General features: G+C 59.8%; 17 protein-coding genes and 3 pseudogenes. 14 read left to right on the plus strand and 6 right to left on the minus strand.

Annotation, left to right across the window (positions count from 1 at the left end; translation table 11 throughout):
* The first annotated feature begins 198 nt into the window (after positions 1–198).
* From tnpA to A7A09_RS10415, 3 genes and pseudogenes are all read left to right on the plus strand, one after another.
* Entirely contained in the window at positions 199–555 is a 357-nt protein-coding gene (gene tnpA / locus A7A09_RS10405; protein WP_106691359.1) for an IS66-like element accessory protein TnpA, read from the plus strand.
* A gap of 73 nt (positions 556–628) precedes the next feature.
* Positions 629–865: a tyrosine-type recombinase/integrase gene (locus tag A7A09_RS10410; RefSeq protein ID WP_436277796.1), complete on the plus strand. Its 237-nt coding sequence runs from the start codon at positions 629–631 to the stop codon at positions 863–865.
* 102 nt (positions 866–967) lie between these two features.
* Positions 968–1114: pseudogene (locus tag A7A09_RS10415) on the plus strand (transposase domain-containing protein); the annotation flags it as partial.
* A 240-nt stretch (positions 1115–1354) separates the two neighbouring features.
* Here the strand turns inward: A7A09_RS10415 and A7A09_RS10420 are convergent.
* Positions 1355–1534, minus strand: coding sequence for a hypothetical protein (locus tag A7A09_RS10420; protein WP_148043639.1), 180 nt, complete (start codon positions 1532–1534; stop codon positions 1355–1357).
* A 99-nt stretch (positions 1535–1633) separates the two neighbouring features.
* Here A7A09_RS10420 and A7A09_RS10425 point away from each other — a divergent pair, with 99 nt between their 5' ends.
* The 4 genes from A7A09_RS10425 (at position 1634) to A7A09_RS10440 (ending at position 6312) form a co-directional block, all read left to right on the plus strand.
* Positions 1634–2749 carry a zinc-binding dehydrogenase gene (locus tag A7A09_RS10425; RefSeq protein WP_106691361.1) on the plus strand — a complete coding sequence of 372 codons (1116 nt, stop codon included), beginning with the start codon at positions 1634–1636 and terminating at the stop codon, positions 2747–2749.
* Between the two features lie 225 nt (positions 2750–2974).
* Positions 2975–3253, plus strand: a complete 279-nt coding sequence (locus tag A7A09_RS10430; protein ID WP_106691362.1) for an SH3 domain-containing protein — start codon at positions 2975–2977, stop codon at positions 3251–3253.
* Between the two features lie 92 nt (positions 3254–3345).
* Entirely contained in the window at positions 3346–4731 is a 1386-nt protein-coding gene (locus tag A7A09_RS10435; RefSeq protein ID WP_106691363.1) for a transposase, read from the plus strand.
* A gap of 450 nt (positions 4732–5181) precedes the next feature.
* A complete protein-coding gene (locus A7A09_RS10440) occupies positions 5182–6312 on the plus strand; it encodes a chloride channel protein (RefSeq protein WP_106691364.1) in 1131 nt (376 codons plus the stop codon).
* 97 nt (positions 6313–6409) lie between these two features.
* Here the strand turns inward: A7A09_RS10440 and A7A09_RS10445 are convergent, their stop codons facing one another.
* Positions 6410–7456: a LysR substrate-binding domain-containing protein gene (locus tag A7A09_RS10445; RefSeq protein WP_106691365.1), complete on the minus strand. Its 1047-nt coding sequence runs from the start codon at positions 7454–7456 to the stop codon at positions 6410–6412.
* A gap of 47 nt (positions 7457–7503) precedes the next feature.
* Here A7A09_RS10445 and betC point away from each other — a divergent pair.
* The 3 genes and pseudogenes from betC to A7A09_RS10460 all read left to right on the plus strand — a co-directional run bounded on the left by betC (position 7504) and on the right by A7A09_RS10460 (position 11178).
* A pseudogene (gene betC / locus A7A09_RS10450) lies at positions 7504–9020 on the plus strand (choline-sulfatase).
* Positions 9021–9135: 115 nt separating this feature from the next.
* Entirely contained in the window at positions 9136–10713 is a 1578-nt protein-coding gene (locus A7A09_RS10455) for a BCCT family transporter (RefSeq protein WP_106691366.1), read from the plus strand.
* Between the two features lie 60 nt (positions 10714–10773).
* Entirely contained in the window at positions 10774–11178 is a 405-nt protein-coding gene (locus tag A7A09_RS10460; RefSeq protein WP_170167075.1) for a universal stress protein, read from the plus strand.
* A 117-nt stretch (positions 11179–11295) separates the two neighbouring features.
* Here A7A09_RS10460 and A7A09_RS10465 read toward each other — a convergent pair whose 3' ends face one another.
* Positions 11296–12957, minus strand: coding sequence for a GMC family oxidoreductase (locus A7A09_RS10465; RefSeq protein ID WP_106691368.1), 1662 nt, complete (start codon positions 12955–12957; stop codon positions 11296–11298).
* 236 nt (positions 12958–13193) lie between these two features.
* Here A7A09_RS10465 and A7A09_RS10470 point away from each other — a divergent pair, with 236 nt between their 5' ends.
* On the plus strand, positions 13194–14129 hold the full coding sequence (locus tag A7A09_RS10470; protein ID WP_106691369.1) for a LysR family transcriptional regulator: 936 nt from the start codon (positions 13194–13196) through the stop codon (positions 14127–14129).
* Between the two features lie 183 nt (positions 14130–14312).
* Here the strand turns inward: A7A09_RS10470 and A7A09_RS10475 are convergent, their stop codons facing one another.
* On the minus strand, positions 14313–16817 hold the full coding sequence (locus A7A09_RS10475; RefSeq protein ID WP_106691572.1) for a CoA transferase: 2505 nt from the start codon (positions 16815–16817) through the stop codon (positions 14313–14315).
* 398 nt (positions 16818–17215) lie between these two features.
* Between A7A09_RS10475 and A7A09_RS10480 the strand changes: the two genes are divergently transcribed.
* Positions 17216–18157: a LysR substrate-binding domain-containing protein gene (locus A7A09_RS10480; protein WP_106691370.1), complete on the plus strand. Its 942-nt coding sequence runs from the start codon at positions 17216–17218 to the stop codon at positions 18155–18157.
* Positions 18158–18245: 88 nt separating this feature from the next.
* Here the strand turns inward: A7A09_RS10480 and A7A09_RS10485 are convergent.
* A pseudogene (locus tag A7A09_RS10485) lies at positions 18246–19424 on the minus strand (BCCT family transporter); the annotation flags it as partial.
* Positions 19425–19557: 133 nt separating this feature from the next.
* Between A7A09_RS10485 and A7A09_RS10490 the strand changes: the two are divergent.
* Positions 19558–19785, plus strand: a complete 228-nt coding sequence (locus A7A09_RS10490; protein ID WP_245999274.1) for a substrate-binding domain-containing protein — start codon at positions 19558–19560, stop codon at positions 19783–19785.
* A gap of 56 nt (positions 19786–19841) precedes the next feature.
* Here the strand turns inward: A7A09_RS10490 and A7A09_RS10495 are convergent, their stop codons facing one another.
* Entirely contained in the window at positions 19842–21026 is a 1185-nt protein-coding gene (locus A7A09_RS10495) for a LacI family DNA-binding transcriptional regulator (RefSeq protein WP_211341101.1), read from the minus strand.
* Between the two features lie 58 nt (positions 21027–21084).
* Between A7A09_RS10495 and A7A09_RS10500 the strand changes: the two genes are divergently transcribed.
* Entirely contained in the window at positions 21085–21909 is an 825-nt protein-coding gene (locus tag A7A09_RS10500) for an ABC transporter substrate-binding protein (protein ID WP_106691374.1), read from the plus strand.
* The last annotated feature ends 68 nt before the right edge of the window (positions 21910–21977 follow it).

Here is a 21977-nt window from a genome sequence, read left to right on the forward strand (position 1 = left end):
AAAAAATCTCCCGTAATATCAGCTACTTAAGCCTCCATCGGGAGGCTTTACGCATTTTCCCCTCCCAACCCCCGGAATCATATCGGAAGCAGTTGGGAGGAAGCAAAAGGTAAGCGTCCGGTCTGACCACCCTGCCGCTACGGTAGAGTGAGAGATAGTGTCTACCAAGGGCTTAGTGGACATTATCGAGGAACAGCGATGGGACGGCGGCGGCGGCGATTTTGGTTGGATGAAGAGAAGCGGATGATTTGCGCGCAGGCGCGGCACCCTGGGGTGTCGGTCAGCCAGGTGGCGCGGCATTACGATGTGAACGCCAATCTGATCTTCAAATGGCTTCGGGAGGGGCATTTCGGAGGCGAAGTCATTGATGAGGGTCCGGCCCGCTTTCTGCCGGTCGAGATCGTTTCCGAAAGCGCCACGCCCGACCATGATGCCGCTCCGGTTTCCGATCCCGCGCAAATTGACATCGATCTTGCAGGTGGTCATCGGCTGCGGATCACAGGCTCTTATGATCCCGAGCTTCTGGCGCGGCTGATCCGGGGATTGTCGGCATGATCCCGGTGCCGAGCAATACGCGGGTCTGGCTTGCCGCTGGCGTGACGGATACCCCTCTCTCCAGTCAAAGCGGATTTCGCCACATGTCCTGCGGCACACCGCTGCCATGGAGTTACTCCAGGCGGGCGTCGATTGTTCGGTAATCGCACTCTGGCTCGGTCATGAATCAATCGAGACGACCCAGACCTATCTTCATTCCCATCTTGAGCTCAAGGAGGCAGCTCTTGCCAAACTCAAGCCCTCGGAACGCCAAAAGGCCAAACGATTTCAACCTGACGATCGTTTGCTTGGATTTCTGAACGCTCTCTGACGACCCAAAATATGCCGAGCGCCACATGCCCTCGCAGGGCATCCCCGTTGGAGTTGATGCCGTCTTCCAACAGCGCTCGGCATAGTTCGCCAATCGGTATAAACCGCCCGGCTCAATGGCGTCGATCCCCAAGCATGGCTGACATGGGTTCTGGGGCGCATTGCTGATCAGAAAATAAACCGCCTCGATGAACTGCTCCCGTGGCGCTACGCCGAACTTGTCGCAGAACAATCATCCGTTGCCGCCTGACACTCACCAGCCGATAGAGTGGACCTTGGTGCCCACTATCGATGGTGGACACTAACGCTCTATCAGACACACCGGCAGGGCGGGTTCACCGGACGCTCACACATAAGCATCCCTCGGGAGGCTTTCTGCATTTGGCCCTCCCAACCCCTGGAATCAAATCGGAAGCAATCGCGCGAAAGCCATAGCGCAGAATCGGCGAGGATCACAAATGCGTGAAATGTAGTAGCGCCTACCGATCACTCAACCTAAGAGTGGATTACCCAGATTCGGCTGAACCTTGTGCAACATCGGCGCGAGCCCAAGCGCGCTCATGTACTGCAGCGCAGCACCCTGATGCAGGCGTTCTTTCGCGTGAAAGGCTAGCCAGAAGTCGGTTTTGCGCATCGCTTCAGAGAGGGTGCGGAGCAGAGCCTGATCCAAGCTTGTCTTCGTATCGTCTAGTCGCTGGACATTGCCGCGCCGACCGCGTTTGATGCAGCTAGCTTGAAGAAGAATGACCACGGAAACGCGGGAGACAGCATGGCGCGCAGCGGCCGGGAACTCAGAACCACGATCACCGAAGACGGAATGCTTCGGATCAACCTCGAGACCTTGCCGGTGCCCGAACCGGCGCAGGGAGAGTTGCTCGTCCGTGTCGAGGCCGCGCCGATCAATCCTTCCGACCTCGGCCTGCTGTTCGGCCCGGCGGACATGAACACGCTGAAGGCCCAGGGAACGGTAGAGAATCCAGTCCTTACGGCGCAAGTTCCGGCGCATCTCCTGCCCGCTGTCAAGGCACGACTGGGGCAGTCCATGCCCGTCGGAAACGAGGGCGCGGGGAAAGTGGTCGGGGCCGGGAGCGACCTTCAGCACCTCGTCGGCAAGCGCGTTGCCATGATCGGCGGGGCCATGTATGCCGATTATCGCCTGATCACCCCCGAGTCCTGCATCGTGCTGCCGGACGAGGCCACGGCCGCAGAAGGTGCGGCCCTGTTCGTGAACCCGCTCACGGCGCTCGGCTTCGTGGAAACGATGCGGGCCGAGGGTCACCGCGCCATCGTCCACGCGCCCGCCGCCTCGAATCTCGGCCAGATGCTGGTGAAGATCTGTCAGGCGGACGGGATCGAACTCGTCAACATTGTCCGCAGCCAGGAACAGGCCGACCTGCTGCGCGGGATTGGCGCCAGGCACATCGTGGACAGCAGTACCGAGACCTTCGCGCAGGACCTTGAAAATGCCATCGCCGACACCGGCGCCATGCTGGGTTTCGACGCGATCGGCGGGGGCGAGATGACCAGCACCATGCTTAACGCGATGGAAGCCGCCGCCGCGCGCAAGATGGACAGCTACAGTCGCTACGGGTCCAGCACGATGAAGCAGGTCTACATCTACGGCTCGCTCGATACCGGGCCGACGATCCTCAAGCGGCGTTTCGGCTTTACCTGGAACTTGGGTGGCTGGTTGCTCTTCAGTTTCCTCAAGCGCACGGATCCGGGTGTCGCAAAACGAATGCGCGACCGCGTCAGAGCCGAGATGACCACGACCTTCGCCAGCCACTACACGGCGGAGATCAGCCTGCAGGACGCTCTCAGGCCCGAGATAGCGGCGGTGTATGAGAAGAAATCGACGGGGGAGAAATACCTGCTCGTTCCGTGACCTCCCGGCTTTTGGCGCCGAGCAGGACTAAGATTCCGTCGCGTGGATTCTATGCGCTTCGAATGATCTCGGTCCCGAAGGTCAGCGGACGCAGGTTGTGGCCTCCGTTACTGTTAGGTTTTGGGGGTGGATACCGCCCGAGGACGGTTATCCGCGTCCGTTTCCTGCCCGCTGTCATTTAGTGCGGTGGTGTCGTATTGATGGCGAAACGATTCAGGACAGATAGTGCGAACTCAATATGCTGCTCTTCTCACCCTCATGATCGCTACCGGATGCACGGTGGGTTCTGGCGCCGTCGTCAAAGGTGCCGGGCCAGATAATCTCCTGAAGCTTCGCGAAGGCCCGGGCCTCAACCACAAAATCATAATCGGCCTGCCAGACGGAACCCGTCTAACCCGTCAGAACTGCGTGACAAATAATGGTAAGGTCTGGTGCAGGGTCTTCCTCACTGACAAGCCCAGTATCTCTGGTTACGTTTCGGCGGACTATCTGGCGCATCGTTGACAGCGATATCGGCGTATTCCGTTGAAATACTCGTCCTTGATCGAAGCGTAAGTTGCTGATTCAATTCTTCTGACGGGCGGGAGGGTTTGACGATGATGGGACCGAGACAAGAAGCTCAGGCGGCGCTGTTCTACGAGTTCTCGCTGGAGGATCACGTTCCGCAAGACCATCTTCTTCGCTCCATTGATCGGTTCGTCGACCTGAGCAGCATCCGTGCCCATCTGACCGAGTTTTACAGCCACACCGGCCGTCCGTCCGTCGATCCCGAGCTACTGATCCGCATGCTGTTGGTCGGATACTGTTTCGGCATCCGGTCCGAGCGGCGGCTGTGCGAAGAGGTGCATCTGAACTTGGCGTATCGATGGTTTTGCCGCCTCGATCTGACCGACCGGGTCCCGGATCACTCGACGTTTTCGAAGAACCGGCATGGCCGGTTTCGTAACAGCGAGCTGCTGCGCCACCTGTTCGAGACGACGGTGGCGCGCTGTATCGAGGAGGGCCTGGTCAGCGGCCAGCGAATGGCCGTCGACGCCAGCCTGATCGAAGCGGACGCGAACAAGCAGAACTCGACATCGAAGGAGGACTGGGATCCATCGGTCATCAACCCGGCCGACGTGCCCCGCGCCGTGCGCGAGTATCTCGACACACTGGACGAGGCGGCGTTCGGTGCCGCCAGCGAGGTTCAGCCCAAGTTCACCTTGCGTTCCGATCCGGCGAGCCAATGGACGGCGGCGCGCAAAGGCCCGGCATTCTTCAGCTATTCCGACAATTACCTGATCGACACGGATCATGGCGTGATCGTGGATGTCGAGGCCACGCGGTCCATTCGACAGGCCGAAGTCGGCTCGACACGCACCATGCTGGACCGCGTGAAGGCCAGGTTCGACCTGCATCCCGAACGCCTGATCGCGGACACAGCCTATGGCACCGGGCCGATGCTGGGTTGGCTGGTCGAACGCAAGATTGCCCCGCACATTCCCGTCTTCGACAAGTCCGGACGCACCGACGGCACCTGGAGCCGGGCGGACTTCGAATGGGACGCCGAGAACGGCCAATACATCTGCCCCGAGGGCCAAGAGCTGAAGCAGTTCCGGCGGAACTATTCCGACCCGAACCGGGGGCCGACCGGACGGGGCAGAGCCAAATACCGTGCCATGAAGCTGACCTGCCAGGCCTGCCCGTCCAAGGCGAAATGCTGCCCGAACGCAGATGCCAGATCGATCACCCGCGAAGAACACGAGGACGCCCGACAGATTGCCCGAGACATCGCGAAGACCAAGCAATACGACATCTCCATGAAGCTCCGGAAGAAAGTCGAGATGCTGTTCGCACATTTCAAACGTATCCTCGGCCTGGGGCGTCTTCGATTACGTGGCCCATGCGGTGCAAATGACGAATTCCTGCTCGCCGCCACCGCCCAGAACCTCCGGAAACTAGCGAAGATCTTTCCTGCACCGCAGCAAACGCGAAACGCCTGAGAAGAAATGCGCACGCGGTCTTGGAAATCTCGGAGTTTCTGCGGTCGCGACCGGGTGTTTTTCCACAGAATCGGCCCAAAGCCGCCGTTCGAGAGGGAGTCGCTCTGCCCTGCAGCATTCGCCAGACCCGCCATTCGATACCCGGCGCAGCATTTTTGCTGACTGGATAGCAGCAACGCGGACGAAGACAAATGCGCTGCTGTGGTCCCAACGGCAGACGGGCAGGACGAGCTCGCCGAATTTGAGACCAAAACCGCCGCGAGCGACGGATGGAGGGCAAGGCGCAGGGCGTGTACAAGGAACGAAAGCCCACCGCAGATTTGAGAGAGGTTCGACGGCTTGACGCCGAGGGTGCGACTCCATCGGCGATCATTCGGTGTCGGAGGATCGGGAACACCAGTGTTTTGTGGGCGGTTCAAGACTAGTTGACATGCCAAAGGCGAATGGAAAATGACGATCAATACCGCAACTCTCGAAATCAACCTTCGCCCTATTCGGCTCGGCTTCCTTGTAAATCCAGTCGATAGGCGAACTCTTTCTGAGGTTGCAAGGGTCGCGACCTGCCAATGGGGCGGCATCGCCTGTCCGATGATCCCGGTCATGGACGCCTTTCCACCGGCTTGGTGCGAGGCTAACCTTCCCAATCCCGATCCGAACGAGCTGACGCTCAGCCTGCTAAGGTACTTTGAGCCGGACCTGCTGGTGGAGACCTGTGCAGGTCAACTTGATCGCGTCGATCCGAACTGGGACAGCCTGGCTGTCGGGCTCCTTCTTCTGGGCAAGGTCATTGCCTCGGCGCTATCGCTCGGCGCGGGATTTCGAGGAGGGTTGTTCAGTTCCTCCTTGCTTATAGGCTGTTTGCTTGGGGCACTTATCGTGCAAATGCTGACTGTATTCGCTCCTGGCGTCGAGATCGCTCGAATACCGGCAATGATGGTCGGAATGGCTGCGGTCGGAGCCGCGATCACGGGTGCGCCGCTGACCATGGTGTTCCTGGTGTTGGAGATAAGCGGCAGTTTCATGTTCGGGATAGGTGTCTTGACCAGCGCTTTCATCGCCTCGACATTGGTCCGGCTGACCTTCGGATATTCTTTTTCTACCTGGCGGTTTCATTTGCGGGGTATTCCCTTGCTTGGAGCGCATGATGTCGGTTGGGTGCGGGACTTGACTGCGCGGCGGCTGATGAGAACCGATTTCCGGCCCGTGGCATTGGGGCGACCGCTCATCCGTTTGCGGGAAGAACTGCCGCTGGGCAGCCGGAAATACGCCTTTGCCGTCGATCAGCAAGGACGGTATGCAGGCATTGTCGATATTGCCACCCTGCATGATCCTGAACTCAATGAACTGGCCGAGATCCTGGTGGCTGCGGATTGCGTCATCGGCGCGGATAAATTCGTGAGGCGGGAGGATAATATCCAGATCGTTCTGGAGAAATTTTCCGCCGCACAGCTGGAGATACTTCCGGTTGTCGATGATGCCGGGAGGCTTGGCATCGTGGGGGCGGTGACAGAGGCATACTGCCTCAAGCGCTATGCGCAGGAACTCGATAACCGTCGGAGCGACGAGATCGGCGCCCCTTGACGGTCGATCGCGATCCGGGGGCGATGAATGAGAGGGGCCTTGAGGGGTCCTCCTGTTTCGTGCTCCTTGACGGCCCGGTCCCCGTCTTGCGGTAAAGTCAGGTCTTTTCACTCGCCTCCGCGGGTTGCGGGCGCAGATGCGCAGCCAGCCAGTCGAAAACCTGCCTGGTGTCGCGGTTGACGCAGCCGGGAGCAATCTTGAGGAAATATCCGCGGTTGCTGGCGAGTTGGTCAGGGACGGCCTGCAACAAGGCTCCGTCCGCAACCAGGTTGTCCACGAGCCCCCGCCAACCCAGGCATACGCCGAGTCCGGCGATCGTGGACTGTATCACGTGGTCGTAGCTGTTGAAGGTCAGGTGATCCGTCGACAGCTTGCGGTCGACGCCATGGGCACGCAGCCATGTTGCCCATGTGAACCATGCCGGCGTGCCATCGGCGGTCAGTTCGACCAGGGTCTTGTCTACCAGGTCGTTCGGGGTGCTCATGTCCGGATGGGCCTGCTTGTAACCCGGACTGCACAGCACCGAGACGGATTCCCGGAACAGGCAGAGCTCGTTCTCTGCGGGCTCGTGCTCGTCCTCCATCCGGATGATCAGATCCGCTTCGGGCAGGTTCTTGTGCCGGGGCTGCTGCACGGTGAGCAGCGAAATGCTGAGTTCCCCGAACCTGTTGCATAGCGACGAAAACACCGGCAGCAGCCGAAAGCTGGCAAAGGCGATGTCGCACAGGATGATAACGCCGCCGCGCGCCGGCTTTTGCTGATATCGGGAAAAGGCTTCCACGGCACCCGAAAGTGGCGTGGAGATAGCATCGAGGAGTTCCTGCCCGGCCTGGGTGAGGGTGATCCCGCGGCGTTCGCGGACGAAAAGCTGCTTGCCCAGGCTGTCTTCGAGAAAGCGGATTCTCTGGCTCATCCGGGGTTGCGACAGGCCGGCCAGCCTGGCGGCGTGGGACAGTTGGCCATGTCGTGCCGCCAACAGGAACAGACAGAGATCGGCGCTGTATCGGCCGAAGGTCGCATAAGGAAGATCAATATCTGACATTACCTGAATCTGCCTGTTTTCACGGGATACTTTGTTAACATGTGGCAGAGAGCATAAAAATTCGCAATGCCATCTTGTTGGGTGTTCCGGTGAATTCGGCATGGCTTGCGAATGAGGATGATAATCAAACGCTTTGAGAAGGAGCGATGATGGCCGTAAGAGCCTTGCCGAATATCCTGATAATCATGGTTGACCAGTTGAACGGAACGCTGTTTCCCGACGGCCCGGCCGACTGGCTCCACGCCCCGAACCTGCGCAAGCTGGCCGAGAGGTCCACGCGCTTTGCCAATACTTACACCGCCAGCCCGCTTTGCGCGCCGGGGAGGGCGAGCTTCATGTCGGGACAGTTGCCGTCGCGAACCGGGGTCTATGACAATGCGGCCGAGTTTCGCAGTGATATTCCCACCTATGCCCATCATCTGCGGCGCGCAGGCTACCATACCTGCCTGTCGGGCAAGATGCATTTCGTCGGTCCCGATCAGATGCACGGCTTCGAGCAGCGGCTGACCACCGACATCTACCCGGCCGATTTCGGCTGGACCCCGGACTACCGCAAGCCGGGAGAGCGCATCGACTGGTGGTATCACAATCTTGGCAGTGTCACCGGGGCGGGGGTGGCCGAGATCTCGAACCAGATGGAATATGACGACGAGGTGGCCCATCACGCCGAGCAGAAGCTTTACGATCTCGCGCGCGGCAGGGATGATCGTCCGTGGTGCCTGACGGTGAGCTTTACCCATCCTCACGATCCCTATGTGGCGCGGAAGCAGTTCTGGGACCTCTACGAGGATTGCGAGCACCTACTGCCGGAACTGGGCGCCCTGCCTTATGATGAACAGGACCCGCATTCCCGGCGCATCTTCGACGCCAACGACTGGCGCAGCTATGACATCACCGAAGAGAATATTCGCCGGGCGCGGCGGGGCTATTTCGCCAATATCTCCTATCTGGACGACAAGATCGGCGGCATTCTCGACGTGCTGGAAAGGACCCGGCAGGAGGCGGTCATCCTTTTCGTCTCGGATCACGGCGACATGCTGGGAGAGCGGGGCCTGTGGTTCAAGATGAGCTTCTACGAAGGCTCATCCCGCGTGCCGCTAATGATCTCTGCGCCGGGAATGGCTCCCGGGCGGATCGATGATCCAGTCTCGACAATCGACGTTTGCCCGACGCTTTGCGATCTGGCGGGCGTGTCGATGGACGAGGTGATGCCGTGGACCGATGGCGAAAGCCTCGTGCCGCTGGGCAATGGAGGATCGCGGGAAACGCCGGTGGCGATGGAATACGCCGCCGAAGCTTCTAATGCGCCGCTGGTCTCGCTTCGGCAAGGCAGGTGGAAATTCAACCGCTGCGCGCTCGATCCCGACCAGCTCTTCGATCTCGTGGCGGACCCGCATGAGATGACCAATCTTGCCGGTGATCCGGAACATGCCGGAACGCTGGCGCCTTTGGCGAATTGGCCGATGCGAAATGGGAACTCGACCGGTTCGACGCCGAGGTGCGCCAGAGCCAGGCGCGCAGATGGGTGGTTTATGAGGCGCTGCGGAACGGAGCCTATTTCCCATGGGATTTCCAGCCGCTTCGCGACGCCTCGGACCGCTACATGCGCAACCACATGGATCTGAACGTGGTGGAGGAGAACCAGCGGTTTCCCGGGGAAGGATAGCTCAGGGAAGGGGGGAGCAATCGGGGGCTGCGGAAGTCCGCGATTGGCAGCCGTCAAACTTCACGAGGACCACCAGACCTATCTGCAAGTTTCACAGGGAAGGGACACACCTATAATGAGCGATTATGACGAAAGCCGGCTCAATGTCGGCACCAGGGGGCTGTTCCGGGACGTGAACCCGCCGATGGCCACCATGTCTAAACTCATCATCCTGCTTTTCGTGCTGGCCGGCGTGATCATGCCAGACCGTGTCGGTGGTTTCTTCTCGGGCGTGCAGAGCTGGATCAACGCCACTCTCAACTGGTATTACATCCTTTCCATCGCCATCTTCATCGCCTTCGTGATCGGGCTGATCTTTTCCCGCTTCGGGTCAATCCGGCTTGGCAAGGATGAGGACAGGCCGGAATTCTCGACCTTCGCGTGGTTCTCGATGCTGTTCGGGGCAGGCATGGGGATCGGGCTCCTGTTCTGGTCGGTGGCCGAGCCGATGTATCATGTGCAGAATGCGCCATTCCTCGAACCGGGCACCGAGAATTCCATGGAGGGTGCCGTGACCGCGATGCAGGTCACCTTTCTGCATTGGGGGCTGCATGGCTGGGGCGTCTATGTGATCGTCGGCATGGCACTTGCCTATTTCGCCTATCGCAAGGATCTGCCCCTGACCATCCGGGCCGCGCTCTATCCGATCCTGGGCGAACGTATCTATGGTGCCTGGGGCCATACCGCCGATCTGCTGGCGATCTTTGGCACGGTTTTCGGGGTGGCCACGACGCTCGGCCTGGGCGCCGGGCAGATCCAGGCCGGGCTGAATCACCTCTTCGGTGTACCGATGGATCCTTGGGTCAAGTATCTGCTGATCATGGTGATATCCGCCATCGCGACCTTGTCGGCGGTTTCCGGGGTTGGCAGGGGAATCAAGATCCTGTCCGAGGTCAACATGTGGCTGTCGATCTTCATGATAATCGCATTTCTTCTGGCCGGTCCGACGGTCTTCCTGCTTGGCTTCTTCATCACCAATATCGGCGAATACATCGTCAACGTGGTGCCAATGGGGTTGTGGGTGAACCCCGACCCGGAAAGCGGCTGGCAAGGGGCATGGACCGTGTTCTACTGGGGGTGGTGGATTGCCTGGGCGCCCTTCGTGGGCATGTTCATCGCGCGGGTGTCGCGCGGGCGGACGATCCGCGAATTCGCCGTGGGCGTCCTGATCGTGCCGACGCTGATCACTTTCTTCTGGATGGCGGTTTTCGGGGGCACGGCGCTCTATCAGGAATTCATGCAGGATGGCGGCATCATTGCGGCGGTCAACGAGGATATCTCCAAGCCGCTCTTCCTGATCATCGAGAATTTCGGCCTTGGCTTCATCGGCAGCATCATGTCCTTCGTGGCACTGATCCTGATCATCACCTATTTCGTGACCTCGTCCGATTCGGGCACGTTGGTAGTGACCACGCTGATCTCGATGGGCAAGGAGGAACCGCCGGTGGCCTACAGGGTATTCTGGGGTTTCGGCGAGGGGGCCGTGGCCGCGGTGCTGCTGGCATCCGGCGGGCTCGGTGCCTTGCAGACGGCCTCGCTGGCCGCAGGCCTGCCGTTTTCGATCATCATGTTCTTGATGATGTGGGGGCTGATCAAGGCTCTGCGGGAAGAACCGGCGATGCAGTATCCCGCGGCCGGTTCGGCCAGATCCTGACCGCGAGGGCGGGCCGTCATGTCATGGCCTGCCCCGACACAATCCAAACCGGAGAATATCATGCACGAGCGCATCCTTGTCCCGATCAAGCTGAAGCACGCCGCCCTTTCCGACGAGTCGATGATGAAGGCCCTGTCCATCGCCCGGGCCCGAAACGCCGAGATCATCGCGTTGACCGTCGTGCCCGAGATCAGCAAGAACCTGAAAGCCCTGCCAGAGGACAGCAAGCCCGAACTGGAGGCCTTCGTGAAGCGTCACGACACCGATGGCATCACCATCAGCTCCGTGATCCGGACCGGGCAACCACACCGCGCCATTCCACGCGCGGCGCGGGAATTCGGCTGTGATCTGATCGTGATGAATTCGCATAACCCGCGCATCCGGGACTATGTCATCGGCTCGACCGCCGCGCATGTGGTCATGCATGCCGAATGCGATGTGCTGGTGGTCCGTCAGGGCAAGTGATGGCTGGCGGCAGGAAACAGTGCGGAAGCCTTCGGCAGCCGTTCCGGCGGGGCGGGCATGAATAGCCTCTCAAACCCCGCCGGTGCCGTCGAATATGCCCAGGGGCAGCATCGAGCGTTAAGATGACGCCAGGATGAACCGCGCGGCTTTCTCGGCAATCATCAATGTCGGAGAGTTGGTATTGCCGCTCGTGATGGTTGGCATGACGCTGGCATCCACGACGCGGAGTCCGGAAACGCCACGTACACGCAGGCGATTATCGACCACTGCTTGCGGATCGCCGTTCTGCCCCATTCTTGCCGTCCCGACCGGATGGAATATCGTTGTCGCGATATCTCCTGCCAGGCGAGTCAGTTCTTCATCGGTCTGGAACTGTGGGCCGGGCTTCCATTCCTCCGGCTTATATTTGGCGAAGGCGGGTTGCGATACGATCCTCCGGACCTGGCGCAGGCTTTGGGCCGCGATCCGGCGATCTTCATCGGTGGAAAGGTAATTGGGCGCGATGATCGGCGCATCCAGGGCTGTGTTCGAGCGGATCCGGACGGTTCCGCGGCTGGTCGGGTTCAGATTGCAGACGCTGGCGGTGATTGCCGGAAAGCGATGCAGGCCCTCTCCAAAGGCATCTAGGCTGAGCGGCTGGACATGATATTGCAAATTGGCATGTGGCTGGCCTTGGTCCGAGCGGGTGAAGGCGCCCAGTTGGCTGGGAGCCATGCTCATCGGGCCCGAACGGGTCAGAAGGTATTTCAGCCCTATCATGCCTTTGCCAAACAGGCTGTTGGCTAGCGAATTCAGGGTCTTGGCACCCGTCACCTTGTAGATGGTACGGATTTGCAGATGGTCCTGCAGGTTTGCTCCCACGCCGGGCAGATCGGTCAGCACGTCGATACCGTGGCGCCGCAGCAACTCGGCTGGACCTATCCCCGAGAGTTGCAGGATCTTGGGGGAATTGATTGCACCGGCGGACAGGATCACCTCGCGGCTGGCGCGAACGGGGGTTGCGTCAGGGCCTCTGCGGACGATGACGCCGGTGCAGCGTTGACGGCCATCAGCCTGGGTGTCGATCAGCAAGCGATCCACTTGTGCCTCGGTCCAGACCGTCAGGTTCCGGCGGGTCTTTGCGGGACGCAGAAATGCCTTGGCCGTGTTCCAGCGCCAGCCGGACCGCTGGTTGACCTCGAAATAACCCACGCCTGAATTGTCACCGGTATTGAAATCGGCGCTGCGCTCAAAGCCGGCCTCGGTCATGGCGGTGGCGAATTCCTCCAGCACGTCCCAATGCAGCCGCTGCTTTTCCACCCGCCACTCGCCACCATGACCGTGGATATCCGAAAGTCGGCTATTGGCGCCGGTCTGCGGATCGGCGCCGTCATCCAGGCTGTGGTGATCCTCATGTGCCTTGAAATCGCGCAGGCAGCTTTCCCAGCTCCAGGCGTCGTCTCCGGTCAGCCGGGCCCAGTTGTTGTAGTCGCGCGCCTGGCCACGCATGTAGATCATGCCGTTGATCGACGAGCAGCCGCCCAGGGTTTTGCCGCGCGGATACCGTAGACTGCGGCCGTTCAGACCCGCGTCGGGTTCGGTCTGGTACAGCCAGTCGGTGCGCGGATTACCGATGCAATAGAGATATCCCACGGGAATATGGATCCAGGGATAGTTGTCCCGTTTTCCTGCCTCGATCAGCAGGACCCGGCAGGAGGGATCCTTGCTGAGACGATTTGCAAGCAGGCATCCGGCAGAACCTGCCCCGATTACGATATAGTCGAATGCATCTCTGGGCATGGCTCAGCTCCGTTCGGACATAAGATGAGCGGCCGGTTTCACGTTGCACGGGCGGGCGGCGCCGCGGGTTGTGCCGGTGTCACAATCGTTCAAGCCAACCGGCAATATCCTCCGGTTAGAGTGGTTAATCCTGTTGTTGGTCACTATTCTTGCCTCCGATCACAATGACCTGTTTGTGTCCGGAGGGAGGATATTTCCAATGATTAATTCAAACCGCTCATATAATTTCCGCTAATATGCGGAACCGGATCGATATGAAGACTCTTCAGGCCTTTATCACTGTCGCACGCGAGGGAAACGTATCGCGCGCCGCGGATATCCTGTGCCTCACTCAACCTGCGGTCAGTCTGCAATTGCGCAAACTGGCGCAGGATACCGGGCTTGAATTGTCTCAGCGCACTCCGAAGGGCCTGGACCTGACCGCCGATGGCAAGGTGCTGATGGTCAAGGCCGAGCAGGTCTTGGGTGCACTTGCCGAATTCGGCCAGACCGCGCAGCGCCTCACACATGTGGTCGGCGGTCAATTGCGGGTCGGTACCGTGGTGGATCCCAGTTTCATCCGTCTCGGAACCTTTCTCAGCGAACTCGTCGAGGCGGCTCCCGAGCTGCGAACTCAGCTCGTTCATGGCATGAGCGGCGAGATCCTGTTGAAGATCCTGCGCGAAGAACTGGATATCGGCTATTTTCTCGGCACGCTCGACGATATTGCAATCGTTGCGGGCTCTGGTGCGGTGGAGAAGAAGGGCGGCGTCGCCTATCGGGAACTGACCCGTTTCCGCTATCGCATTCTTGCGCCAGCGCGTTGGGAAAGCCGGGTACACGGGCTGGGTTGGGCCGAGCTTGCCCGGCTGCCCTGGATCGGCACGCCGCGTGAATCGGTTCATCATCGCCTGCTGCTGCGTGTTCTTGAGCCGCTCGGGATCCGGCAAAACTGTGTCACCCTGGCTGACCAGGAAATGTCGATGCTGGCATTGGTGCGCTCTGGAGTGGGGCTGTGCCTGTCGCGTGAATCAATCGCGCTGCATGAGCAGCAGGCTCATGGCCTGGTCATCGTGGAAGATCATGAGTTAGAGGCTTCGCTGGCATTCATTTCGCTGCAACGAAGAAGTGCCGAGACCCAGGTCGAACTGGCCCGGAGAATCATGATGCGCGTCTGGAACATTGATGCCTGAACGCGCAATCGGGATCATCAGCCGATCAGGTTATCCGGGCCACCCAAGCGCATGATCCGATTCAGGGATTGTTTCCGGCAAGAACTGGATGAATTGCAGCCTGTTCGTGCAGCCCCTGCCGCATTCGAAAAGCGCCCCGCCGTAGCGGAGCGCCCGGGGATAGCCGGTTCCGCGCCGGATGGATCAGCTGGGCAGGAATTCTTGCGCCCAGCCAAGCGAGACGACGTTCCGCGCGATCAGTGCGGTTATCTCTGCATCGCTGTAACCCGCATTGGCCAGAACCTCGCGCGTTGAGTGTCCCCAGCGTTCGGGCAGCGAAGCGGCCCTGATGGGAACTTCCGAAGGGCGGATGGCATAATGGTCGATCTGCGTCAGGCAATGTCCACTGGGATGGTCGCGGTGAATCGAAAAGGCGAAACTGCCCATCGTGGTGCCTGCGGTGCCATCGGCTTCGCGTGAGTAAAGCGCACGCAGGTTCTCGATGGAGTTGGGGACCGCGGCGGCAATTCCATAGGCGCGCAGGCGTGCGGCCCATTCCTCGGCAGTGACGGTGCTCAAGGCCGTTTCAAGAAACCCGCACAGATCATTACTGCGGGCGATACCCTCGAGGCCGGGAATCTTGTCCAGCGTCTCGGTCTCGTTGTTCGAACAGTCGAGATAGAGCCAGCCATCGCCTGCGCGGTAGAAGCGCGACAGCGCATGATGGCCAAGCGCCTGGCGTCCCGAGGGCTCGTTGAACGGTGCCCGTCCGTCGTAATCGAAGGCAAACGGGATCTGCGCCAGGTTTGTAACCGCCGAGAGCGATGTGCGTGGACGGGTAGCCTGACCCGTGCGGCGCTGATGGTAAAGCGCGACCGCGACGCCAACGGCTCCGGCAAAACCGCAATTCACGTCGAGCGTCCCCAGGTGAGCATGTTCTTCCGGGGTGGCTTCGCCGCCGAATCGGCTCATGATACCGCTATTGGCCTGGATGATATCGTCATAGCCGATATAATCGGTCTTGGGGCCCCGGTGCGGGCCGCCAAAGCAGTCCAGGCGTGAGAATATCACCCGGGGGTTGATTGCGGAGAGGCTGGCCTGATCAAGCCCAAGCGGTTCGAGCTGACGCTCGGGGGCGTTGATGACGACGATGTCGGTATTGCGCAGCAGGCGGTTGAATACCTCGCGTCCCTCGGGGGACATGATGTCGACCAGGGCACTGCGCTTGCCCATTCCGGTCTGGAAGGTGAAAAGCGTCCCGATCAAGGGATCGTAAAGCGGCGTGACTGGGTCCAGCTTGGTTACCTCGGCGCCGAAACGGGTCAGGAATGCCGTGGAATGGGGCCCGGCGATCACGTTGGTCAGGTCCAGAACGCGCACTCCTTCGAGCCAGGGCTTGCGTGAATCCGGAAGCGGGGCAGCCGTGACGGGCGCAAAGCGCGGGCCCGCCGCTTGCAGCCAGGCCAACGCGGTCTCGTAGTCGACCATCTCGCGTGGAGCGGGCGACAGCATATCCTCGGCACAGGATTCCAGCCAGACGACCGGGCCGGGCTGGATCATCTCGCCATATTCGGGATCCTCGACCTTCAGCATGAGGCCCGCGGCATGCGTATGCGCATCATTGACCCATTCGCGCGTGGTGCGATGCGGCGCACCGGGAATCCGGCCTTCACCGAAGATACGGCCCCATTCCTCGGAGGTCTTGGTCTTGAAGGCGCGCTTCATTTTTTCCGAGATGATATCGGCCCATTTCTTCGGTAGCGGATAGACCCCGATCGAGGTTTCTCCGTCCCATTCCGCAATTGGGGCATGCAGGTCCCTGACCTCGGGCAGACCCTCGGCGATCAATTCGTCATAAATGCCGAGGACCGTCAGCGCGCGCTTGGCGTGATTGCGGTGAGACGGGCAGACGCAATAGAACAGCCGGCCATCGGCACATTCATAGGTGCGGTAGAACGGGTCCAGATACTCCTGGAGGGCTTCGTAGCCGAGATCCATCTCGATTCCGTTGGCCTTGCGATGCTCGATTTCAAGCTCGCGCATGGTCTTGTAGCGCTCCGGCAGGCCCTCGATGACATAGGAATTGTACGACAACCCTTCCATCAGCGCGGCGACGACAGGGACTTCGATTGCATCGCCGCGACCGGTCTCTTCGCGGGCGTTCAGCGCCAGTGCAACCGAGGCGGCGGTCAGGGTCGTGGCATAGGCCGAACCGAGCGGGAGCGGTGAGAAGCTTGGATTCAGCCCCATCAACACACGGTTGAAGCCCATATCGGTGAATGCCCCCGCGGTGGCAGCAATGATTGCCTCCGTTGCCTTCCATTCGCGACGAAGCGTATCGTTGCTGGCGAAGCCAGGAAGAGAGACGGTGATCAACTCGGGGCGCTGCTGGCGAAGCATGGCGAGATCGATGCCGGATGCGAGCAGTTCCCCGGGCTGGAAGTTCTCGATCACGACATCGGCTTCGTCGATCAGGGAGAGAAGTTGCGTCCGGCCTTCGGCCGAGCCGAGATCCAGCCGTAGAATCTTCTTGTTGCGATTGAGGATCGCATTCGCCGGATGATCCCAGGCGGGACCCTGGGGCGGATCGACATGCACCACATTGGCGCCAAGATCGGCAAGGATCATCGCGCAGGCCGGCGCGGCGATCTGCTGCCCGAGATCCAGGATGCGCACACCGGCGAGCGGCAGGTTATTAGTCCGATTCACTTCGTTCTCCTTTGAAGGCGTTCCAAGCCTGGACGCTTTTTCCATCGAGAACCGTGCAGGCCGCGCGAAGCCATGGCTCGCATCCGCTGCGGATGCGAGACGGGAAGATAAAGGCATGTGATTTGAATGGCTTGCGGACCATCCGGGTTCGCGCGGACAGCGCCGGGTTCGGTCCTGAAAATAGAAAGCCTGCAGGCCGCTCACCACCAAAATATTAAACGTGTTTGGCCAAACTTATTTTATGCCTCGGGGGCAGGATCGCGGTTCGAGACGGTCAAACTGACCCGCTTGTCGCGAATGTCGATTCCTTGTGCGCAAACAGCCCGGACCCATGGGCCTTTTTAGCTTATGGTATTTCGGATGAATCAGGCCCCACCACCTCACGCCGATATGCCGCGATGACAAGAAAGACCAAAGAGAAACGTAAACGCTTGCCGCCGCTGAACTGGCTGCGTGCCTTCGAAGTCGCCGCCCGGCACATGAGCTTCACGATCGCGGCCGATGAACTGAGCCTGACCCAAGCCGCGATCAGCCAGCAGATTCGTGGGCTTGAGGCTCATTTGGGCGTCGAGCTGTTCAAGCGTCTGCCGCGAGGAGTTGCCTTGACCGAAGCGGGGCGCGCCTATTTGCCTGCCGTCCGCGACGGCATAGATCGGATGGCCGTTGCCACGGAAGAGATCTTCGGAAGCGGTCGTATCCGCGAGCTGACGCTTCGTATCAACCTGGTTTTCCTCGTCAACTGGCTCGCACCACGGTTGCGGAGATTCAGAGCAAACTATCCCGACATCGTTCTGCGTTTCAGCTCGAACATCTGGGTCGAGGAACGTGAACGCAAGGAAGCCGATATCGAGGTGCGTTACGGAAACGGGCTCTGGGATGGCCTGACAGCCATGAGACTGACACGCGATACCCTGATGCCGGTCTGTGCACCATGGGTGGCGGAGGAACTTGCGGGTGCATCGGTTGAAGAGGCACTGACACGACATGGGATGCTGCATGTCATCGGCTATGGTGAGGGCTGGGGATACTGGCTGCGCGAATGCGGGATCACCGGTGTCGATCCTTCCTCCGGACTTCAGTTCGACACGCTGATTTCGGCCCTGGCAATGGCCGAGAACGGCATGGGTTTCGCGCTCGCCCGCAGCGAACTGAACGGTCATCTGTTCAATCGTGGCACGTTGATCGCACCCTTCCAGCAAAGAATACCGAGCGCCGAGGCGTTTTACGCCCTGCGCCGGACCAATGCCGTCCGCCTTCCGCAGGTTGAGGCATTCTGGCAATGGCTGGAGCAAGAGGCATACCAGGACGATCCGGACGTGCCGGATGGAGATGGCTCATAGAGAGCATCACGGCCCGGAAAGATGCGGATGAAATGACAGCGGCCGCCCCTGGAGGGCGGCCGGCAGCCTGGATCGTGGATCGTCAGTTTCATTCGCCGGGGCGCAGCCCGACCGGATAGGTTGAGGGAATGCCGTTCATCTCGCGCCGGGTATCGCGGATGATCGCCTTAACAGGCGATAATCCCATCAACACCATCACCAGGCTGAAGGGCAAGGCTCCTATGACCATGGCCGTCTTGATCGCTTCGAGGCCGCCGACCATCAGCAGAGCGGCGACCACCAATGTCAGCGCAATACCCCAGAAGATGATATGGATCCTGCCACGGGGGCTTTCGTCGCCTGCGGAATTGATCGTGTTGATGATCAGGATGGCAGAGTCCGCCGTCGTCACCAGAAATGTCAGAAGCAGCATCACGATGACGATTGCCATGAACCAGGCGATTTGCGGAGGCAGCATGAAGTCGATCATCGCGAATAGTTGCGATTCCTGCCCGGCGTTGCTGATTGCGCCTCCAGCGCCGCCGTTCAGTGTCAGGTCGATCGCGGTGCCGCCGACCAGCGCAAACCACACGAAACACATCATCGCCGGCATGACCGTCGCACCCAGGACATATTCCCTGATGCTGCGTCCACGCGATACACGGGCCAGGAACAGGCCGACAAAAGGTGCGAAAGCAATCCACCAGGCCCAATAGAATACGGACCAGTCACCTTGCCATTGTGCCAATGCGTCACCGACAGAGGTCCCGTCCGGACGCCAGACCGTAAAGACCAGTTCCGGGAGCTGGATAATATATTGCATCAGCCCGTAGAACAGCGTGTGCAGTCCGAAGAATGTCGAGCCGAACAGCAGGAAGAAGACCGGAAGAAAGAAACTCAGGCCCATGTTCAGGTTCGACAGCCATTTGATCCCCTTGCCAACGCCCGACACGGCGGACAGGGTCGAGGCAGCCATGATGATCAGAAGGGCCAGCGTTACCGCCGCGGGGGTTGCCTTGTCGGAATCGTCGAGCATCCAAGCGCCCGGTATGATGCGGTTCATCCCGGCAACGAATTGTTCGACGCCAAAGCCCAGGGTCTGCGCAACGCCCAATACCGTGGCGACGACGGCCACGATGTCGATGGCGTGTCCCAGCAGCCCCGAAAGGCTGCGGCCGAAAAGCGGCGTCAGGCTGGAGCGGATCGTCAGCGGCAGGTTGCGCCGATAGCAAAGATAGGCCATGGCAAGACCGGCGAGCGCATAGGTCGCCCAGGCAGAGAATGCGAACTTCACGGATCGCATCGACACGCGACATTCCTTGGCCGGCCAAGATCTCAACCTGCCGCAACTTTGTGATAATTTCTTCGGGTTTGTGACGCTTGTTCGCCATTTCTGATCTTCCGTTTTCCTAGACATAACGGTGGACAAATCTAGTGGAGGAGCATCAGTATCTCTGGTCGGTTTCGACGATTTCGACCTTGCCACGTTCATAGATCCCCAGATTACCGTTGTCGCGCAGCCGATCAGCAAAATCGGGCCGCTGGCTGCAGAAATCCTGTTGAAGCGGATCGAAGGGGACATGTCGGAGCCGCAGCATCGCAGATTCGCGACCAAGTTAATCATCCGTGGATCGGTGGCGCCGATATAAGGCCGCGCAGTGGCGAACATGGCGTCTTGTTCAACCGGAAGCCGTTCGGTTCAGGGTCAACCTGTCGTTCGAGATTTACCCGTGGAGCCGCGAGCGATGAATGGTGTCGGGATCACGATCTGATCTGGAGGTATCGCCTGGCCTTCCAAACGAGCGATCAATCGTTTGACGGCGGTTTGACCGAATAGATATGTCGGCTGGTCGATGATCGAAACCGGAGGCGAGGTGACGCGCGTCCAGTCCGCATCGAACCAGGAGACGAGCGACATGTCCTTGGGCAGCCGTATTCCGCGCGCTGAAAGCGAGCGGTAGATTTCGGCGCCAATAAGGCTGTCGGATGCAAGTATCGCGGTGAATCGCTGTTCATCCGTCAGCAGCCCGTCGATGATGCCGTCAATCGAGCGGCTGTCTACAGCTCCGCCACGCACAAATGTGGCGGAATTGGCAATGCCCGTCCCGTGCATGGCATCCATGAAGCCGCGCACCCTTTCACGTACGGCGGAGATGGGGATATCCGACAGGTCGGAAAGTCGTCCGTCCGTCAGATCGACCGCGGTCACATAGGCGATGCGTCTGTGACCGTTGACCAACAGATGCTCCATCACTTCGGTTGCAGCAGCATGATCTCCCCCGCATACACCATCGGCGCCGAGATCGGGCACCCAGCGATCCAGCGTGACAACCGGCGTTCCCGCCTTGATCGCATCCTTCAGGTGACGAACATCCCGGTCATCGGTTGGCGCAACGATCAGGCCCGCCACCCGCTGGCGCAGTAGAACCGAGACCATTTCGCGTTCCTGCTCGGGTCTTTCGCCGGAATTCGCGATGACGACATTCAGGCCCGCAGCGCGCGCAGTATCGCTGATGCCGCGAACCGCCCGGCTGAAGAAGGCGTTTTCGATATCGCCGACAACTACGCCGATCAACCCGGTTCGTCCGGTGCTCATGGATCGGGCCAATTCGTTGGGTTGATACCCCAGGCGATCCGCCGCTTCGATGACTGACCGGCGGGTTGATTCGCTGGCCACGCCATACCCGCCCAACACTCGAGCCGCCGTGGCTTTGGATACATTTGCTGCCCGCGCCACGTCCGCAACCGTTATCGAGTTTTTTTTCCTGTTCATAATCAATTGCCTGATCTTGTCGTTTCGATGCCAATACAGTTGGTGTGAAATAAATAATAGGTGATATCTTGACAGATTGATACCGGTCTCACTACGATTGATACCGGTATCAATCAAGATTTGATCGATTCCGAATGTATCGACGGTCGATCGGAGAAAAAGGGGAGGAATTGGAATGTTTCATGGGATGACAACGCGCTTCGCGTCGCTGGCGGCATGTGCATTGCTGGCGTTCGGAGGAACGATCGCAGGCGCGCAGGCCGATGAGGACAATCCCTATAACCTGATTCAGGCAGGGATGGTCAGTGTCGGGACTTTGGGGGATGCAAAGCCCTACGCGTTCACCACTGCGACGGGGGAATTCACCGGATTCGATATCGAGTTCCTGAAGGAGGTGTTGGGCCGGGTCGGCTTCGCCGAGGATCAGATCCAGTTCACCGGTCAGGAATTCGCAGCCTTGCTGCCGTCGGTGGCAAATGGCCGTTTCGACATTGCCGCTGCGGCTGTCGGGATCACCGAGCAGCGCGAGGAGGTTGTTGATTTCTCGGATGGCTACCTGGCGGGGTATCTTTCGGTGCTGTCGGGTGATGAGGCGATTACCGAGGATACGTCCAGTCTGGGAGGTAAACGATTGGGTGTCGTTCAGGGCACCTTGCAGGAGATGTATGCCAAGAAGAACTTCCCAGAGGCCGCGATCGTCCAATTCCCCGACAACAATACCGGGGTGGCTGCGCTGAACAATGGCACTGTAGATGCGCATTTCCTCGATTACGAGGCTGCCAAGGATTATGGCGAGCGTTATGAAGAACTGAAAATCAAGGCGAATATCCCGTCTTTCGATGCGCCGGCGGGTTTTGCGGTCAAGCCGGGCAATGACGCCTTGCGCGAAGCGTTGAACAAGGCGATGCATGATGCGATGCAGGAAGGCGTCTGGCGCGACCTTTACCAGAAATGGTTCCCGGGCTCCCCGATGCCCGAGCAATATCTCCCGAAAGAGTAATCCTGGGCAATCACGTCATCGGTTGCCGCGACCATACCGGCAGCTGGTGGGGTGAGATTCATGTCGTG

The organism is Paracoccus methylarcula, from assembly GCF_003007735.2.
Lineage (GTDB): Bacteria > Pseudomonadota > Alphaproteobacteria > Rhodobacterales > Rhodobacteraceae > Paracoccus > Paracoccus methylarcula.